Annotated in this window: 17 protein-coding genes; 3 read left to right on the top strand and 14 right to left on the bottom strand. The window is 74.0% G+C overall.

Annotated elements, in window-relative coordinates; all coding sequences use genetic code 11:
- Nucleotides 1–80: 80 nt before the first annotated feature.
- The 8 genes from DT057_RS08460 to DT057_RS08425 form a co-directional block, all read right to left on the bottom strand.
- The gene (locus tag DT057_RS08460) at nt 81–857 is read right to left on the bottom strand and encodes an ABC transporter ATP-binding protein (RefSeq protein WP_128561643.1); all 777 of its coding nucleotides are present in this window, start codon (nt 855–857) and stop codon (nt 81–83) included.
- 56 nt (nt 858–913) lie between these two features.
- Nucleotides 914–1,663 (bottom strand): ABC transporter ATP-binding protein, encoded by a 750-nt coding sequence (locus DT057_RS08455; protein WP_128561642.1) that lies wholly within the window; start codon nt 1,661–1,663, stop codon nt 914–916.
- The gene (locus DT057_RS08450; RefSeq protein ID WP_128561641.1) at nt 1,660–2,691 is read right to left on the bottom strand and encodes a branched-chain amino acid ABC transporter permease; all 1,032 of its coding nucleotides are present in this window, start codon (nt 2,689–2,691) and stop codon (nt 1,660–1,662) included. The genes DT057_RS08455 and DT057_RS08450 overlap by 4 nt, the downstream gene beginning before the upstream one ends.
- On the bottom strand, nt 2,688–3,578 hold the full coding sequence (locus DT057_RS08445) for a branched-chain amino acid ABC transporter permease (protein WP_128561640.1): 891 nt from the start codon (nt 3,576–3,578) through the stop codon (nt 2,688–2,690). The genes DT057_RS08450 and DT057_RS08445 overlap by 4 nt, the downstream gene beginning before the upstream one ends.
- Before the next feature lie 45 nt (nt 3,579–3,623).
- Entirely contained in the window at nt 3,624–4,865 is a 1,242-nt protein-coding gene (locus tag DT057_RS08440) for an ABC transporter substrate-binding protein (RefSeq protein WP_128561639.1), read from the bottom strand.
- Nucleotides 4,866–4,998: 133 nt separating this feature from the next.
- Complete coding sequence (locus DT057_RS08435; protein ID WP_128561638.1) at nt 4,999–7,374, bottom strand: xanthine dehydrogenase family protein molybdopterin-binding subunit; 2,376 nt, start codon at nt 7,372–7,374, stop codon at nt 4,999–5,001.
- Nucleotides 7,371–7,865 carry a (2Fe-2S)-binding protein gene (locus DT057_RS08430; RefSeq protein ID WP_128561647.1) on the bottom strand — a complete coding sequence of 165 codons (495 nt, stop codon included), beginning with the start codon at nt 7,863–7,865 and terminating at the stop codon, nt 7,371–7,373. Before DT057_RS08430 ends, DT057_RS08435 begins: the two co-directional genes overlap by 4 nt.
- Nucleotides 7,865–8,713, bottom strand: coding sequence for an FAD binding domain-containing protein (locus tag DT057_RS08425; protein ID WP_128561637.1), 849 nt, complete (start codon nt 8,711–8,713; stop codon nt 7,865–7,867). The genes DT057_RS08430 and DT057_RS08425 overlap by 1 nt, the downstream gene beginning before the upstream one ends.
- 134 nt (nt 8,714–8,847) lie before the next feature.
- Between DT057_RS08425 and DT057_RS08420 the strand changes: the two genes are divergently transcribed.
- Nucleotides 8,848–9,624 carry a TetR/AcrR family transcriptional regulator gene (locus tag DT057_RS08420; RefSeq protein WP_128561636.1) on the top strand — a complete coding sequence of 259 codons (777 nt, stop codon included), beginning with the start codon at nt 8,848–8,850 and terminating at the stop codon, nt 9,622–9,624.
- Nucleotides 9,625–9,748: 124 nt separating this feature from the next.
- Here DT057_RS08420 and DT057_RS08415 read toward each other — a convergent pair whose 3' ends face one another.
- The 3 genes from DT057_RS08415 to DT057_RS08405 form a co-directional block, all read right to left on the bottom strand.
- Nucleotides 9,749–10,381, bottom strand: coding sequence for an OmpA family protein (locus DT057_RS08415; RefSeq protein ID WP_128561635.1), 633 nt, complete (start codon nt 10,379–10,381; stop codon nt 9,749–9,751).
- Between the two features lie 924 nt (nt 10,382–11,305).
- Nucleotides 11,306–11,494 (bottom strand): hypothetical protein, encoded by a 189-nt coding sequence (locus tag DT057_RS08410; RefSeq protein ID WP_128561634.1) that lies wholly within the window; start codon nt 11,492–11,494, stop codon nt 11,306–11,308.
- Between the two features lie 137 nt (nt 11,495–11,631).
- Entirely contained in the window at nt 11,632–11,862 is a 231-nt protein-coding gene (locus tag DT057_RS08405; RefSeq protein ID WP_128561633.1) for a hypothetical protein, read from the bottom strand.
- A 480-nt stretch (nt 11,863–12,342) separates the two neighbouring features.
- On the opposite strand from DT057_RS08405, the gene DT057_RS08400 reads away from it, so the two are divergent.
- Entirely contained in the window at nt 12,343–12,639 is a 297-nt protein-coding gene (locus DT057_RS08400; protein ID WP_128561632.1) for a hypothetical protein, read from the top strand.
- Nucleotides 12,640–13,069: 430 nt separating this feature from the next.
- Here the strand turns inward: DT057_RS08400 and DT057_RS08395 are convergent, their stop codons facing one another.
- From DT057_RS08395 to DT057_RS08385, 3 genes are all read right to left on the bottom strand, one after another.
- The gene (locus DT057_RS08395; RefSeq protein WP_128561631.1) at nt 13,070–13,975 is read right to left on the bottom strand and encodes a metal ABC transporter substrate-binding protein; all 906 of its coding nucleotides are present in this window, start codon (nt 13,973–13,975) and stop codon (nt 13,070–13,072) included.
- A gap of 374 nt (nt 13,976–14,349) precedes the next feature.
- Nucleotides 14,350–15,957: a regulator gene (locus DT057_RS08390; RefSeq protein ID WP_238312638.1), complete on the bottom strand. Its 1,608-nt coding sequence runs from the start codon at nt 15,955–15,957 to the stop codon at nt 14,350–14,352.
- 18 nt (nt 15,958–15,975) lie between these two features.
- Nucleotides 15,976–16,650, bottom strand: a complete 675-nt coding sequence (locus DT057_RS08385) for a cysteine hydrolase family protein (protein ID WP_238312640.1) — start codon at nt 16,648–16,650, stop codon at nt 15,976–15,978.
- A gap of 302 nt (nt 16,651–16,952) precedes the next feature.
- Here DT057_RS08385 and DT057_RS08380 point away from each other — a divergent pair, with 302 nt between their 5' ends.
- Nucleotides 16,953–17,201: a hypothetical protein gene (locus DT057_RS08380; RefSeq protein WP_238312642.1), complete on the top strand. Its 249-nt coding sequence runs from the start codon at nt 16,953–16,955 to the stop codon at nt 17,199–17,201.
- Nucleotides 17,202–17,235 lie beyond the last annotated feature (34 nt).

Here is a 17,235-nt window from a genome sequence, read left to right as displayed (position 1 = left end):
CGTCAACTCCCCGCGCGACGATTCCGTGACGAACGGGTGAAGGCCCCCTCCCCCGGCTCCCGCGGCGCGCGCCGGCGGCCTCACACCGCGCAGTAGCGCTCCTGGATCTCCGGATCGGCCCTCAGCACGGCCGCCGCGTCGTGGTGGACGACGGCGCCCTGGTCCATGACGTAGACCCGGTCCGAGACCGCGAGGGCGAGATCCACGTTCTGCTCGACGAGGAGGATCGTCGTGCCGGTCCGCTTCATGGCCACGAACTGCTCGAACATCTCCTCGACCAGGATCGGCATGATGCCCTCGGAGGGCTCGTCGAGCAGCACCATCACGGGCTCGGCCATGAGCGCGCGGGCGATGGCGAGCATCTGCTGCTCGCCGCCCGACAGGGTGACGGCCTCCTGCGCGAGGCGCTGCTTCAGGCGCGGGAAGGTCTCGGCGATGGCCTCGATGCGGGCCGCCTCGTGGCGCCGCCCCCGCGCCGCGCCGCCGCGCCGCGCCAGCAGGCCGAGGCGGAGGTTCTCGGCGACCGTGAGCCCCGGCACGATGCGGCGCTCCTCGGGGACGTAGGCGAGGCCGCGGTGGAAGCGGACGTGCGCCGGCAGCGCCAGGATCTCCTCGCCCGCGAAGGCCACCCGGCCGCGCCGGCGCGGCACCAGGCCCATCACGGCGCGCAGGGTCGTGGTCTTGCCGGCGCCGTTGCGGCCGATCAGCGTCACGATCTCCCCGGGCCGCACTTCCAGGGTGACGCCCTGCAGGATGTGGCTGTGGCCGTACCAGGCGTCCAGGCCCTCGACCGCCAGGAGGGGATCGCCGGCCGGAGAGGCGCCCGCGCGCTCCGGACCAGGGAGGGACGCGCTCACGCGCTCCGGACCAGGGAGGGACGCGCTCACGCGCTCCGGACCAGGGAGGGACGCGCTCACGCGCTTCTGCCCAGGTAGACGCGCCGCACCTCGGCGTCGGCCCGGATGGCGTCGGGCGTGCCCTCGGCGAGGAGCCGGCCCTGGTGCAGCACGATGAGGCGCCGGCAGAGGTCCATCACGAGCTTCATCTTGTGCTCGACCAGGATCAGGGTGCGCCGGGCGGCGAGCCGCGCGACCAGGCCCATCATGGCGCGGGTCTCCTCCGGGCTCATGCCGGCGGTCGGCTCGTCGAGGAGCAGGAGGTCGGGGTCGGCGGCGAGCGCCATGGCGATCTCGAGCGCCCGCTGCTCGCCGTGGGCGAGCTCGCGGGCGAGCCGCCCCGCGCGGTCGGGCAGGCCCACCTCGGCGAGCAGCGCCTCGGCCTTGCGGGCGAGCTCCGGGTAGGCGGCGCGGTCGCGCAGCAGGTCGAAGCGGACGCGCCGGGCCTGGGCCGCCACCCGCACGTTCTCGTGGGCGGTGAGGTGCGGGAACACGTTGGTGATCTGGAACGACTTCGCGATCCCTAAGGCCGCGAACCGGTGCGGCGGGCTCCCGGTGATGTCGCGGCCCCGGTAGAGGATGCGGCCCTCGCTCGGCGGGAAGGCGCCCGAGACGAGGTTGAAGAAGGTCGACTTGCCGGCCCCGTTCGGGCCGATGATTGCCGTGATGCCGCCCTCCGGAAACGCCACGCTGACGCCGTCGAGCGCCCGGAAGGCGCCGAAGCGCTTGCCGACGCCCTCCGTGGCGAGGATCGGGACCGCGCTCACGGCGCCCCTCCCGGCGCCGCGTCCAGGCGCCGGAGGCGCGCCAGCACCTCGCCCCAGAGGCCCAGCGGCAGGAACAGCACGAAGGCGATGAAGATCGCCCCGACGAGGAGCTGCCAGTGGCTCGTCAGGGTCGCGAGCCCGTCCTGGAGCAGCAGGAAGGTCGCCGCCCCGACGAAGGGCCCGAAGAAGGTGCGCGTGCCCCCGAGCAGCGCCATCATCACGGCCTCGCCCGAGGTCGCGTAGTGCATGGTCTCGATCGGCACGATCGACAGGTGGATGGCCTGGAGCGCGCCGGCGAGGCCGCAGAAGGCGCCGGAGATCACGAAGGCCACGAGCTTCACCCGCCGCACGTCGTAGCCGCAGGCCTCGGCCCGGCCCTCGTTCTCGCGGATCGCCTCCAGCACCGCCCCGAACGGCGAGGCCAGGATGCGCGAGAACAGCCAGATCGCCGCGCCCACGAACACCAGGACGACGTAGTACTTCACCGTGGGGTCGAGGAGCGGCAGGCTGACGCCCGGCAGGCCGAGCGCCGGGACGTTGATGCCGCGCAGGCCGTTCTCGCCGCCCGTGAGGCGCTCGGCCCGGTAGAAGGCGTAGTAGACGCACATCGACAGCGCCAGCGTCGTCATGGCGAAGTAGATCCCGCGGGTGCGGATCGCCAGGTACCCCATGGCGGCGGCCACCGCGACGGCGAGCCCGGTCCCGAGCCCGATGGCGGCCAGGGGGTGCAGGCCGTACTGCACGATCGCGATGCCGCAGCCGTAGGCCCCCGCCCCCAGGAAGGCGGCGTGGCCGAACGAGAGCAGGCCGGCGTAGCCGAACAGCAGGTTGAAGCCGAGGGCGTAGAGCCCCAGCACCAGGATGTTGACGGCGAGGGCCTCGTAGGGCGCGACGAGCGGGAACAGCGCCAGGGCGGCGAGGCTGAGCGCCACCCGGTGGCGGCCCGCCCGCGCGAGCCGGCCGCCGGGGGCGCCCGAGCCCTCGGACGAGGGGACGGCGCGCGCGGGCCCGGCCGCACTCCCGCTCACCCGAAGGCCCCGGCGCGGCCGAGCAGCCCCCGCGGGCGCACGAGGAGCACGAGCGCCATCACGGCGAAGATCGCCATCTTGGTCAGGTCGGGCGCGATGAGCGAGGTCATCGCCACGACGATCCCGACCAGCAGCCCGGCCAGGACCGCCCCGGCGAGGGACCCCATGCCGCCCACCACCGTGACCACGAAGGCCTCGGCCAGGACGGGGACGCCCATCTCGGGCGTCACGCCCTGGAGGGGCGCGGCCAGGATCCCGGCGAGCCCCGCGAGCGCGCAGCCGAGCCCGAATACCGCGAGCCAGACGCGCCCGATGTCGATGCCGAGCACCTGCACGATCTGCGGGTCGCGCGCGCCCGCCCGGATGATGAGGCCGAACCGCGTGCGCTCGATGAGGAGCCAGAGGCCCAGGACCACGAGGCCGACGAAGCCGATGAGGAACAGGCGGTAGAGCGGGAAGTAGCCGATGCCGATGTCGACCGCGCCGCGCAAGGGGGGCGGCGCCGAGAAGGGCAGCCCGGTGAGCCCGAACAGGATGCGCACGCTCTCGACCACCACGTAGGCGAGGCCGAAGGTCAGGAGCAACGGGTCGTCGGGGCCGCGGCCGTAGAGCGGGCGGATCAGCACCCGCTCGACCGCGAGCCCGAGGAGCCCGATCGCCACCGGGGCGACGACGAGGCTCACCCAGAAATTGCCCGTGTAGCCGTACAGGAACACGCCCACGTAGGCGCCCGCCATGAAGAAGGCGCCGTGGGCGAAGTTGACGATGTTCATCAGGCCGAAGATCAGCGACAGGCCGATCCCGACCAGCACGTAGATCGCCCCGAGGGCGATCCCGGTCACGACCTGGAGCGCCACGAGGGTGAGGGGGAGGGAGGCGAGGGTCACGGGGCGGCCCGGGCCCGGGCGGGCGGGATCAGCGTCGCCACGGCGTCAGCCCTGCCTGTGGCCGAGTTCGGCGCAGGAGCGCAGGCCCGCCTCGTCCGGCGCCTCGGCGTGGACGATGGAGAAGAGGTCGTCCGGCGTCCTCTGGTTCCTGAACTTCGACTCGACGATCAGGACCGACTGCACCGACTGGTGGTCGCAGGTCCGGAAGTATTGCGGGCCCTTGTAGAAGTCGGCCCTGAGCGCCTCCAGGGCGGGCACGAGCCTGTCGGTCTCGACGGACCCGGCGAGCTTGGCCGCCTCCAGCACCGAGCGCACGCCCGCGTAGCCGAGGGCGCCGTAATCGGACGGGACCGCGCCGCCGTAGGCGGCCCGGAACTTGTCGTTGAAGGCCCTGGCGCTCGGCACGGTCTCCTCGAGGCCCCAGTAGTAGGAGGTGCCGCCGACCACGCCCTCGAACGCCTCGCCGCCGGCCTTGCGGGCCGTGAGGAGCAGGACCGGGGCGACGAGCTTCGTCGACTGCTTGAGGCCGAACTCCGTGGCCTGCTGGACCGACACGACCTGATCGCGGCCGAAATTGCACAGGCAGAGCACGTCGGGGCGCAGGGAGGCGATCATTGGCAGGAAGGCCGAGTAGTCGGTGGCCCCGATCGGGTGGCGCACGTCGGACACCACCTCGATGCCGAAGGCCGCGCCGGCGCGCCTGAAGCCCCGCACCATCTCGTGGCCGTACGCGTAGTCGGCGGTGAGGAACGCCACCCGCTTGCCGTGCCGGGGGAAGACGTAGCGCCCGACCGCCCCGGCGGTCATGTGCGGGCTCAGGGCCTCGTGAAAGGTCGTGCGGCCGAAATCCTTGGCCTCCGTGATCGCGTCGGACTGGCTGATCGAGTTGTAGATCACGCCGCGCCCGCGGGCGACGTTGTTGATCGAGAGCGTCACGGCCGCCGAGAGGCCGCCGACCAGGACGTTGACCTTGTCCTTCTCGATCAGCTCCAGGGTGCGGGTGGCGGCCTCGCCCGGGTTGAGCTTGTCGTCGCGCACCAGGATCTCGGCCAGCCGGCCGCCGAGCCCGCCCGCGGCGTTGAACTCCTTCACGGCGATCTGGGCGGCGCGGACCTGGTCGTTCGCCTCGGCCCCGAACGGGCCGGTCAGCGGGACCGGGAAGCCGATCCGGATCGGGCCCGTCCCCTCCGCCCTGGCGTGGCGCAGGAGGGCGGGCGCGGCGAGCGCCAGGCCGGCGGCCGCGGCTCCGCCCGTGAGCAGGCGGCGCCTGTCGAAGCCGAGTGTCATCCTGTCTCCCTCCCCGCGCGTTCCGCCCCGGGCCGGTGCCGGGGCGGACGAAGTCTCGGACCGCCCCCCCGCCGGCGCCCCGCCCCCGGCCGGATCATGTCCTCGCCCCTCGGGCGGTTCGGCGGCGGGCATGTCAGATCGCGCCCAGCGCCTCGAGGATCGTCTCGGGCGTGACCGGCTGGCGGCTCACCCGGGCGCCGAGGGGCCGGAGGGCGTCGTTGATGGCGTTGACGACCGCCGCCGGCGCGCCGGCCGTGCCGGCCTCGCCCGCGCCCTTGGCGCCGATCTCCGACGAGGCCGTCGCCGAGACCACGTGGGCGACCGCGATGTCGGGCATCTCGCCGGCCATGGGCACGAGGTAGTCGGCCATGGAGCCGTTGAGGAGCTGCCCCTCGGAATCGTACAGGCAGTGCTCGAACAATGCCCCCCCGAGGCCCTGCACGATGCCGCCGCGGATCTGCTCGTCGACGAGGAGCGGGTTGAGCACCGTGCCGCAATCCTCCACGCACCAGTGGCCGAGCAGCCGGACGAAGCCGGTCTCGACGTCGACCTCGACGGAAGAAGCCTGGACGCCGTTGGTGAAGGCGAACGGGTAGTCCTTGGGCACGTAGTGCCGCGTGACCACGAATTCCGGCTGCACCCCGGCCGGCAGGGTGTCGGGCCGGAAGTAGGCGATGCGGCCGAGCTCCGCGAGGCTCATGCGCTCGACGCCGGTGGCGGCGTCCACGATGGCGCCCTCGCGGATGTCGAGGGTCTCGGCCCGCGCCTGCAGAATGGCGGCGGCCACCGCGGTCACGTTCGCCCGCAGGGCCTTGCCGGCCTGCCAGGCGGCCTCGCCGCCGATCCCGGCGCCCCGCGAGGCCCAGGTGCCGCCGCCATAGGGCGTCGCCTGGGTGTCGCCGCTCACCACCCGGACCATGCCGAGGGGCACGCCGGTCGCGGTGGCGACCACCTGGGCGATCACCGCCTCGGTGCCCTGGCCCTGCTCCGTCACGCTGATCGCCGCCACGACCCCGCCCTGCGGGTCGAGGCGGATCGTGCAGCCGTCCTGCGCGGAGATGCGGGCGCCGCCGACGCCGTAGAAGGCCGCCGACGGGTTGGTGATCTCGATGAAGACCGACAGGCCGATGCCGCGGTGGACGCCCTCCCGGCGCAGGGCCGCCTGCTCGGCGCGCAGGGCGTCGTAGTCCATCATGGCGAGGAGCTTGGCCAGGGCCGCCTGGTGCGAGAGCTTCTCGAGGCGGATGCCCGAGACCCCCGCGCACGGATAGGCGTCGTCCGGGATGACGTTGCGCAGGCGGATCGCCGCCGGGTCGAGCCCGAGGCGCGCGGCGCCGAGGTCGAGCAGTCCCTCGGCCACCATGGTGGCGATCGGGTGGCCCACGGCCCGGTACTGGCAGGTCGGCGCCTTGTTCTGGAGCACGACCCGGGCCCGGGCCCGGTAGGCCCCGTGGCGGTAGGGACCGCCCGTCAGGTTGACGACCTGGTTCGCCTCGACGGCGCTGGTGCGGGGATAGACCGAGTAGGGGCCGATCCCGGTCAGGTCGTCCATGTCCAGGGCCAGGATGTCGCCCTCGGCCGAGAACGCCATCCGGGCCGTGACCCGGTGATCGCGGGCGTGGATGTCGCTGGTGAAGCTCTCCAGGCGGTCGGCCACGAACTTCACCGGCCGCCGGAGCATCAGGGCCAGGGCGCAGGTGGCCATCTCGTCGGGGTAGATGTGGACCTTGATGCCGAAGGAGCCGCCGACGTCGCGGCAGATCACCCGCACCGCCCCCTCGGGCAGGGCGAGGTGCTTGGCCAGGATGTCCTGCATCATGTGCGGGGCCTGGAACGAGTGGTGCACCGTGAGCAGCCCGTCGGCGGCGTTCCAGTCGGCCAGGATGGCGCGGGGCTCGAGGCAGACGCCCGTGTGCCGGCCGAACCCGAAGGTCTCCTCCACCACGAGGGCGGCGTCCCGGAACGCGCCCTCGACGTCGCCGACCTCGAGGCGGCGCTCGAAGGCGAGGTTGTCGCCGAGCTCCGGGTGGATCGGCGGGGTTCCGGGATCGAGCGCCGTCTCCATGTCGACGACGGCCGGCAGGGGCTCGAGGTCGGCCCGGATCGCCGCGAGGGCGTCCTCGGCCTCGGGCCGGCTGCGGGCGACCACGGCGCAGAACGGCTCGCCCACCCACGTCACCCGGTCGACCGCGAGGGCGTGCTGGGGGGCCGAGCGCAGGCCCTTGAAGTGGCCGAGCACGCCGACCCACGGCGCGCATACCCGCGCCAGCGCGGGCCCGTCCACCACCGCGAGGACGCCCGGCATGGCGCTCGCGGCGGCGGTGTGGAGGGCCGCGATCCGCGCGTGGGCCACGGGGCTCCTCAGGAAGGCGACGTGGGCGAGGCGCGGCACCGCGACGTCGTCCACGAAGGTGCCCCGGCCCTCGAGCAGGCGCCGGGCGTTCGGGCGCGGCACGGAGCGGCCGATGTAGCTGTTCGGCCGGTCGAGGAAGGTGAGTCCCCCGCTCATGCGCCGCCCCCTTCGCGGGCCGCGCGTCCCTCCGCCACGGCCGCGATCGCGTCCACGATGGCGTGGTAGCCGGTGCAGCGGCAGTAATTGCCGCCGATCGCCGCCCGGATCGCCTCGCGGCCGGGCGCGGCCTCCTCGGCCAGGAGCTCCGCGGCGGTCACCAGCATCCCGGGCGTGCAGTAGCCGCATTGCAGGGCGTTGCGGACGTGGAAGGCGTCCTGGAGGTCGGCCACGGCGCCGCGCTCCGTCAGGCCCTCGATCGTCTCGACCACGGTCCCGTTCGCCTGGACCGCCAGCATCAGGCAGGACCGGGTGGCGCGCCCGTCGACCAGGATGGTGCAGGCGCCGCAGACGCCGTGCTCGCAGCCGAGATGCACGCCCGTGAGGCCGAACTCCGCCCGCAGGAGGTCGCCGAGATGCGTGCGGGCCGCCGGCCGGCAGGCGACGCGCTCCCCGTTCAGCGTGAACGCGACGGCGTGCTCGCGCTCCATCACGGCGCCCCCTCCAGCATCCCGCCGGCGACCCGGCCGAGCAGCACGCGGGCGAGGTGGCGCCGGGTGCGGCCCTTCACGGCGACGTCGTCCGGGGGGTCGATGTCGGCGTCGAGGGCGGCTTGCGCGGCCCGGATCCCCGCGCCGGCCAGCGCCGCGGAGGCCCCGCGCGCGAGGACCGGCCGGTCGCCGACGCCGAAGAACACGAGGCGCACCGCGTCGAGGCCGCGCTCCCGGCGCCGGGCCGTGGCGGCGAGGCCCGCGAGGGCGTAGTCGCCGTGCCGGCGGGCGAGCTCCTGGAAGCCCCAGACCGCGCCGGGCTCCGGCAGCGGGAACTCGATCGCCACCAGGATCTCGGCCGGCGCGATGGCGGTGGCGTAGAGGCCGAGGAAGAAGGCGTCCGCCGGCACGCGGCGCTCGCCGCCCTGCCCGCGCAGGACCATCGTGGCCCCGAGGGCGAGGCAGCAGGCGGGCAGCTCGGCCGCCGGATCGCCGAGGGCCACCGAGCCCCCGAGGGTGCCGCGGTTGCGGATGGCCGGGTGGGCGATGTGCGGCACCGCCGCGGCGACCAGGGGCAGGTGATCCCGCACCAGGTCCGAGGCGCCGAGGTCCCGGTGGCGCGTCATCGCGCCGACCCGGACGACGCCGTCCCGCCGGGTGATGCCGGCGAGATCCGGAATGCGGTTGAGGTCGACGAGCAGCGCGGGCGCGGCGAGCCGCATGTTGAGCGCGGTGACGAGGCTCTGGCCGCCCGCGAGCGGCCGCGCCTCGTCCCCGTGCCGGGACAGCAGGGTCAGGGCCTCGTCGAGCGTCGACGGGCAGGCGTAGGCGACCTCGGGAGCCTTCAAGGCCCGTTTCCTTCCCGCGGGGGCCTCCGCCCGGATCGAGCGGACCAGAGGCTCCGGCTTGCCCGGACCGACCCGCCTGGGGCAGTCTGTCCGGAGCTTGTTGATCGTTTCTTCAATAAGAGCCGAAGGCCGCGATGCCGTCAACCGTCCGACAGCCGTCCGACCGAAAGTCGCAGGCCGGCGGCCCGCCCGCCGGCGCCGGCCCGCCGGGCGCGCGGCCGCGCCGGCTCGACGCCCGGGCGCGCGAGCGCCAGATCATCGAGGGCGCGATCGCGTTCTTCGCCGAGGTCGGGCTCGACGGGCACACCCGGGAGCTGGCGCGCCGGCTCGGCATCACCCAGCCGCTGCTCTACCGCTACTTCCCGAGCAAGCAGGACCTGATCGAGCGCATCTACGAGGAGCTCTACCTCCGGCGCTGGAAGCCCGAATGGGAGGCCGTCGTCGCGGACGCGTCGCTGCCGACGGGCGAGCGCTTCCGGCGCTTCGAGACGGACTACCAGCGCACCATCCACGACTACGCCTGGCTGCGGATCTTCGTCTCGGCGGGAATCAAGGGCTACGACCTGCCGCGCCGCTACCTCGGGATGGTGCGGGCCCGCATCTTCGCGCCGCTGCTGGCGGCGATGCGGGGCGAGCACGGACTGCCGGGGCCGGACGACCATCCCCTCGGCGAGGACGAGTTCGAGCTGCTCTTCGGCATCCACGGCGCGCTGGTCTATGTCGGCCTGCGGGGGCTCGTCTACGGCGTCGCGGTGCCGCCGGACGCCGACGGCCTGCGCGCCTCGCTCCTCGACGCCGCGCTGCCGGGCCTGCGCGAGACCCACTGCGCGCTGGTGCGGCGGGACATGGCCCGCGGGACCCCGCCCGCGCGCCTCGCCGGCCCGAGCCGGGCCGCCACGGAGGGCTCCTGACGCCGCCGGCCCCGCCCCGGCGGGTGTTTTCGCTCCGTGGCGCCTGCGGACCGCCGACCTGCACCCGGCCCGACCGCCCGCGCGCCGACCGGCGCGAAGCCGGCCTTCAGCGTGCGTCCGACTCTCAGCGCGAGGCCGACTTGGCGCTCGACATGTTGACCGCGGTGACCCGGCGGTTGGCGGACGAGAGCGGGTTGGCGGCGTCCTTCAGGTGGGTCCGCCCGTAGCCGACCGCCACGAGGTTCGCGTCCGCCACGCCGTAGTTCTGGACGATGTACTGCTTGACCGCCTGGGCGCGGCGCTCCGACAGCATCAGGTTGACCTGGTCCTTGCCCTTGGCGTCGGTGTGGCCGACGATCAGGAAGCTGCTGTCGCGCAGTTCGGGACGGGCGAGCGCGGCCCCCAGGCTCTTGACCATGGGCAGGGCCTTCGGGCCGATCTTCACCGAGTTGTACTCGAAGGGGATCTCGAGGCCGATGCTCGGCCGATCGGCGGAGGCGGCGGCGATCTTCTCGCGCTCGCTCGCCGAGAAGGCGGTGCGGTTGCGCAGCGTCTCCATGAAGGACTGGTCGCCCTCGCCGGAATTGCTGGTGGCGAACACCGAGATGGCGCGGGACGGGCCGAGGGGCATCAAGGCTCTGACGATCTCGGCCTCCGACTGCGCCCGGGCGCCGGTGGCGGATCCCAGCACGACGAGGCCGGCCAGGACGGCACCCCGGGCGGTGAAGCGCGACACGAATTCGGCAAATCCACTCATCTGATGCTCCTTTGGAAGATCTCTGGTGGTGGACGCTCCCTCATCGGCGCGTGGCCCACGTGTTCTCACTGGTAGACTTGGCTGTTCAAGCGCCTCTCCCGTGCAATCGAGAAGGAATTTTTATTGCTCGGTATGTTGCGACCGTATGGTTTCCAGTAACACGGGCCGTCCGGAAGCAATGTACCGTTGCGCACATGGGCGTCGGCGGACGCGGCTCCGGGGCGACGGCGTTCGACCGCGCGGGAGCGTGCCGCGGCGCGGTCCGCCGGGCCCGGGCCGCCGGGAGCTGGATCGGGGTCGAGGTGTCGCGCGGGCGAGCACCGCCCGCACGGGCGGCCGGCGGCTGCGCCTCGGTGGGCGAGCGTTCAGGGAGGCGCGGCGGCGAGCGGAGTCCGGGGAAGCCCGGCCTCGATCAGGCTCCGGGCGCACGGTCTAAGGAGACGTCACGCGCCGGCCAGGCGACGGGACATGCCGGGCCGGCGACTGCGCCGCAGCCCGGGGCCCGGCCCGCGCGTTGCCGCTCCCCGCGGGGCGGACAGACGCGCCAGGGCAGCCGTCGACGGGAGCGGCCGGACCGGCCTTGGCCGGCACGCGGGACGCTTTCGCACGAGGCGGGGCCAGGGACGCCGGTTCCGCGGCGTCGCCCCGCCCGGGTGTCAGGCCCGCTTCAGGCCGCGGACGGCGCGGAACGGCAGCATCAGCATGCTGCACACGCCGCTGACCGCGAGCACGGCCGCAACCGACACGAGGGCTCCCAGAATACCGATGAAACGCATGCCGTGCCCCTCAAACAACCCCGCACCTGCGGGGAGGGCACGCCGCGCTTCATTTGTGGCGACACTAAGGGCAGCAACGCGGGCGCGACGGGAGGACGCTCTCGGCTTCGGCCCTCCCGGGGACCCGAGGCCGGCGGGCGCGCCGGGCTCACTCGCCCGGTCCGGCCTTCTCGTCGTCCTTCTCGAGGCAGGTGGCGCAGGTGCCGATCCGGTAGAGGTCGCGCTGCTCCTCCTCGTCCTCCGGCGTGCAGCCGCAGCACTCGCAGGCGAGGACGTGCCAGGACGGCAGGCGGGTCCGCGGCGCCGCGCTCGCGCTCTTCGCGGTCAGGATGGCCAAGGCACCTCGTCCCCCCCTCGCACCTCGCCGGACACCGGCCCTGCGCGCACCGGGCGCGGTTCCCGCCATCGGCAGGATGACAGGCGTATGACACGGCCGCGTTCAGGGCAACGAGGATGGCGGCCGCTGGTTCGGCATCACGCGCGGTCCCGTCCGGCGAAGTGGCCCTGGAGCCAGTCGGGCGTCAGGATCAGGCCGCTCGCCGTCAGGATCCAGGGGTCGAGGTGCGGATCCTCGAGCGCCAGGGCGGCCGCCGAGAGCGCCGCCCGCAGGGTCGGGAACGCGACGGGTTCGACGGCCTTGGCGCAATCCGGTCCGGATGGCCAGATCGTCAGGTCCGCAGGCTCATCCAGATCGAGATGCAACATAACCACCCTGTCGGCGGAGGTTGACCCCGACCCCGGAAATCGAACGCGACGCAATTTGGATGCCGTCGCCGATGTTCGGGCGCTCGGCTGCGGCAAACCTTGCTGCATCGCGCGGCCCGCATCGGCCCCCGCCGCATCGATCGATTACAATCTCAGGCGAATTCTTCGAGAGAGCGAAGACGCAGGACTATCACCGCGGGCCGGCCGCGCCTCAATGCCGTTGCACCCGCGGCGACATCTTCCCGATCCCGGCACGGCCGGTCCCGGTCCCGCCGGAGGATCACCGGGCGCACGACCGCGAAACCGGCCAGCGGCTTTTTGTGGCCGGGAGCCGGGGGTCGGGCCTCGCGGGTCCGGCGCGACCGGTCGGGCTCGGCGCGCGCGTTGCAGATCCACAGTAGCTTGCTTCGTTGAACGCTTCCGGGCTAGCCTACGTCGACCGAGACGAGGAACGCCTGCTGGTGAACGCGGGGGTGTGCAGTGTCGGACGGACCGGACGGGCGCATCGACCGATCGAAGGTCCTGTGCACGCGAGCGCCCGGTGCGGACGTCGGCGTCCGCCCGCTCACGGGACGGCTGGTGCGCCGGATCGAGGCGATCCTCGGCGTCAGCCTCGCCCCGCCCCCCGCCGGCGAGGAGCCCCCGGCGCCGCCGGATGCCCGTCACCAGGCCGTCGAGCTGCTGCGGGCGTTCAGCCACATCAGGGACCCGCAGACGCGCGGGACGCTGCTGGCGATGGTCCAGGCGGCCGCGGCCCACGAGGACGAACCGCGCTAGAGCCCGGGCCGATCCGGGGGCGGCCCGCCGCCACGCTGGAACGGGCCCGGAGACGGGGCGTTGGTCCGGCGAGCGCACATGATCTTCATCACGACCCGAGGCCCGGCAAGGTCCTAACCCTCCGCCGGGCTTTCGGCCGTCCGGACCGAGCGGCCGCCCGTTCCGATCGCGGGGTCCGGAGCGGGTACGCCGGGTTAATCGGGGTCGGGACGCGATCTGCGGCCGCGTTTGACCTAGGTTGAGGACGCCGGTCCGAAACCGGAGCATCTGCGGCGGCGTCACTCCGGCCCGGTCCCGCACAGCGTCGGTACTTGGGTCGGCGTCACACGCGGGCCGGGCGCTCCTCCGATCATTGCTTGAGCCCGGCCCGCCTCGCCCCCCGCGCGGGCGGCCGCCCCTCGCGCAGGAGCCGGCTCTCCGCCGCGGCGGCTCACCCGGCGAGGGCCGCCGTGAACTCGCGGATGTTGTGGCGCATCATCTCGATGTAGGTCGGGGCCGGGCCGGACGGCTCCGACAGGGCGTCGGAGAACACCCGGCCGCCGGCCTTGGCGCCGCTCTCGCGGGCGATCTGGCGCATGAGGCGCGGATCCGCGACGTTCTCGAGGAAGACGGCCGGGATCTTGTCGCGGCGGATCTGGCGGACGATCCCGGCCACGTCCCGGGCCGTGGCCTCGCTGTCGCTCGACACGCCCTGCGGGGCGAGGAAGCGCAGGCCGTAGGCCCGGGCGAAGTAGCCGAAGGCGTCGTGCGTGGTGATGACCCGGCGTCGCGCCTCCGGGATGCCGGCGATCGCGGCCCGGACCTCCGCGTCGAGGCGGTCGAGCTCCGCCAGGTAGGCGGCGGCGTTGGCCTCGTAGGCGGGCCGGCCCTCGGGGTCGATCCCGATCAATCCGTCCCGGATCGTCGCGGCGTAGCGCTTCACGTTGGCGACGTTCTGCCAGGCATGCGGGTCGATGGCGTGGTCGCCGTGGCCGTGGGCCTGGTCCGGGGCCTCCTCGAGGGGCGTGATGCCGGCGGAGGCCACCACGAGGACGGCCCGGGTGCCCGAGGCCTTGATCAGGCGGTCGATCCAGCCCTCGAAGCCGAGGCCGTTGACGACGACGAGGCGCGCGGCCGCGAGCGTCTTCGCGTCGGCCGGCGCGGGCACGAAGCCGTGGGCGTCGCCGTTCGGCCCGACCAGGGTCGTCACCGCCACCCGCTCGCCCCCGACCTGGCGCACGAGGTCGCCGAGGATCGAGAAGGTCGCGACCACGCGGGCGGGCTCGGCCCGGGCGGGGCCCAGCCCGACCCCGAGCCCCAGCGCCAGCAGCGTCACCCAGGTTCTCGGCAGGCCCATCGCGGCTTCCTCGTCCGGACACGCCCGCGACCCTAGCGCCTCGGCGCCAGGATGCAACAATGTTACATCGCTGCCCGGCGGCACGCGGCGCCCGGTCGGCCTGCGGCCACGGTTAACCTACATCGAAGACAGGGGCGCTGAGGCGCGCCAGGGTCGTGCCGTCACGCCGGCCCTGCCACTCTCGGGGTCCGCTCGGCTGGTGTCACTGGCGGGCCGGGGGCCTCGTTCGATCACGTCCGTTCCTTCCCCGACGGCCTTCGGCCCGCCTCCCCGGCGCGCCCTCCCGGCGCGGCGGCGAGGCTTGGCCTCCGGACGCGGACGACCGCTCCTTCGACGCGAGGGGCGCGATCCCGCGGCCCGGGGACGGACCGCGCCTACTCCGCCGGCACCTGGCGCGGGCTCGCCCGCGACGGCGCCGGGGCCTCGACCCGCGCGGCGGCCCAGAGCAGCCCCGCGACCATGAGGTAGGCGGCCGCGAGCCCGGGCTTCACCGCGACGCCGACGGCCGGCCCGTGCATGAACCCGAAGAAGGTGAGGATCGCGCCGGCGCCGGCGAAGCCCGCGGCGCGGCGGAAATCCCGCTCGATGATGAACACCGCCACGGCGCCGAGGATCAGGCCGCCCAGGATCGCGCCCTCCCCCAGCACCTCCAGGCCGCCGTAGAGCACGCCCGCCTGCCCGAGCTTGTCGAGCCCGACCATCGCCGCGCTGGTGCCGGCGGCCCCGAGCGCCCCGTCGACGAGCGTCTTGCCCCAGGAGGCGAGGTGCGGCGCGAAGGCGAGGACGATGGCGGGCGCGTGGGCGTGCGGCGTCTCCTGGAAGGCCTGGGCGCCGATCAGCATGCCGATGTAGAGCAGGATCGGGGCGATCGCCACGACCGGCACCAGGCTCGAGAGCAGCGAGATCAGGTTGAGCCAGGCCAGGACCAGCACCACGGCGCCGGTGGCGAACGAGTAGCCGATGCGTCCCCCCATGGCCTTCCAGCCCGGATGGCCGATGTAGACGGCGTTGATGAAGGGGTTGCCCATCAGGCAGCCGATCAGGCTGACCACGCCGTCGGCGGTGAGCACGCGCGTGGTCGGGTAGGCGTCCCCCGCCACCTCGGCGCTCTCGACGTTGTCCATCGCCTCGACGAGGTCGTAGATGCCGAACGGGATCGCCGTGACCAGGATGATCCCCAGGAACGAGAAGCCCCCGAAGACGTGCCCGACGGCCGGCAGCGGGACCGAGAAGCCGATCCCCTGGAGGGCCGCGACGAAGCCCGGCCCGCTCACCCCGCCGGCCTCGACGCCCACGAGCTTGGCGCCCCAGGCCACCGCCATCCCGAACAGGATCGCGACGAGGCCCGCCGGCAGGCGGCCCGGGTAGCGCACGCCGCCGAACCAGGCGAGCAGGATGATGGCGAACGCCACCACGCCGATCACCGGCGTGGTGATGAGCTCCAGCGCCGGCCGCATCGCGATGAAGGTGACGGAGACGCCCGCGAGGGTGCCGAGGAGCGCCGCCCGCGGGGTGATGCGCCGCACGACGGGCGCCGCGAAGCCGCCGAGCATCAGGATGAAGCTCTGGATGAACACCCAGGCGAGGCCCGCCTCCCAGCCCTTCACCGGGTCGCCGGTGGCGAGCTTGATCGGCAGCATGATCACGAACACGACGATGAACATGTGCGGCACGCTGATCCCGGAGGGGAGCGCGCAGACGTCGTCGCGGCCGGTCGCCCGGGCGAGCCGGTACGCGAGCCAGCCGTAATAGGCCGTGGACAGGAACAGCATCAGGCCCACCGCCGGCAGGATGCGGCCGAACGTGACGGCGTCCGGCATCCCGAGGACGAAGCGCAGCAGACCCGTGAGGACCAGGAGGTTGACCAGGATGTTGGTGCCGAAGCCGAACAGGGCGTTCCAGTCCCCCGGCACGAACAGCCTGGGCCCGGCGCCCGCCCCTGCCGGCGCGAGGCCCGGCCCGTCCGCTCCCGTCGCGCGCATCGAAACCCCTCCCCCTGATCAGGCCCCGGCCCGCAGGGCCGCCACGGCGGCGGCGCTGCTCGCGACCCAGCCGAAGATGCCGCCCTGGGCCGTGATCATGGCGAGGCCGGCTTCGTGGAATTCCGGGATGTACGAGGCGCAGGCGTCGGCGAGCACGACGCAGCGGTAGCCGCGGTCGTTGGCCTCCCGCACCGTGGTGTGGACGCAGACCTCGGTGGTGACGCCGCAGACCATCAGGGTCGTGATGCCGCGGGCCGACAGGAGCGGGCCGAGCCCGGTGGCGTAGAACGCGCCCTTGCCGGGCTTGTCGATCACCGGCTCGCCGGGGCGCGGCGCGAGCGCCGGCACGATGGCGTGGCCGGGCTCGCCGCGGATCAGGATGCGGCCCATCGGGCCGGGCGCGCCGATGCGGGCCGTCGGCGCGCCGCGCTCCAGCTTCGCCGGCGGCGCGTCCGACAGGTCGGGCCTGTGCCCCTCGCGGGTGTGGATGACGAGGAGCCCGGCCGCCCGCGCGGCGTCGAGCACGGCGCGGCAGGGCGGCACCGCCGCGGCGAGGCGCGAGACGTCGTTGCCGAGCGTCTCGCCGAACCCGCCCGGCTCCAGGAAGTCGCGCTGCATGTCGATGATGATCAGCGCCGTCGCGGCGAGGTCGACGCTCAGGGAGGCGGGCTCGGCTTCGATCGGCACCGGCACGGGTCGCTCCTCGCGGCGGGGAGCGCGCCCATGCTCGTCCGGGCCCCGGCTCCAGCGATGAAGAGCCCCGAGCATGGCAGTTCCGAGTGCCGGGCGCGTGGCGAAAGAGCGGGCTCGACTGCACAATGTTGCCGCAAGACCTGACGGGGTTTTGAGCGGCCCGCCGGGCCGGCCCGGCGCCGGCCGCGGCGACCGGGATCCCCCGGCCGGATCGTGCGGCGCGCCCCGGCCGGGGTTGACGCTCCCGCCGGGAGCGGGTCACCATCGCGCCTCGGGTGCGGGCCGCCGCACGAGGCAGCCGCATGGCGCAGCGCGAACCACTCGCCCGGTCCGGGCCGCCCTTCATGAGCGCCGACGACGCGGCCTGCCGGGCCTGCCACGGGCAGATGCGGGCGCACTGGCAGGACCGGCCGCACGCGCGCCTGATGGTGGTCGCCTCGACGCCCGTGATCGAGGCCTTCGGCGGCGGCGTCGAGACGCGCTACCTCTGCCTCGATTGCGGCCACACCCTGATGCACTCGTCGGGGCGCTTCGGGCAGGGCTGGCACTGAGCCGGCGGGCGCGGCGCGGGGCCCCTTTTGCCCC

Source organism: Methylobacterium crusticola, assembly GCF_003574465.1.
Taxonomy (GTDB): Bacteria; Pseudomonadota; Alphaproteobacteria; order Rhizobiales; family Beijerinckiaceae; genus Methylobacterium; species Methylobacterium crusticola.
The sequence above is the reverse complement of the archived record's forward strand: the minus strand, read 5'-3'. Positions and strand labels throughout refer to the sequence as shown.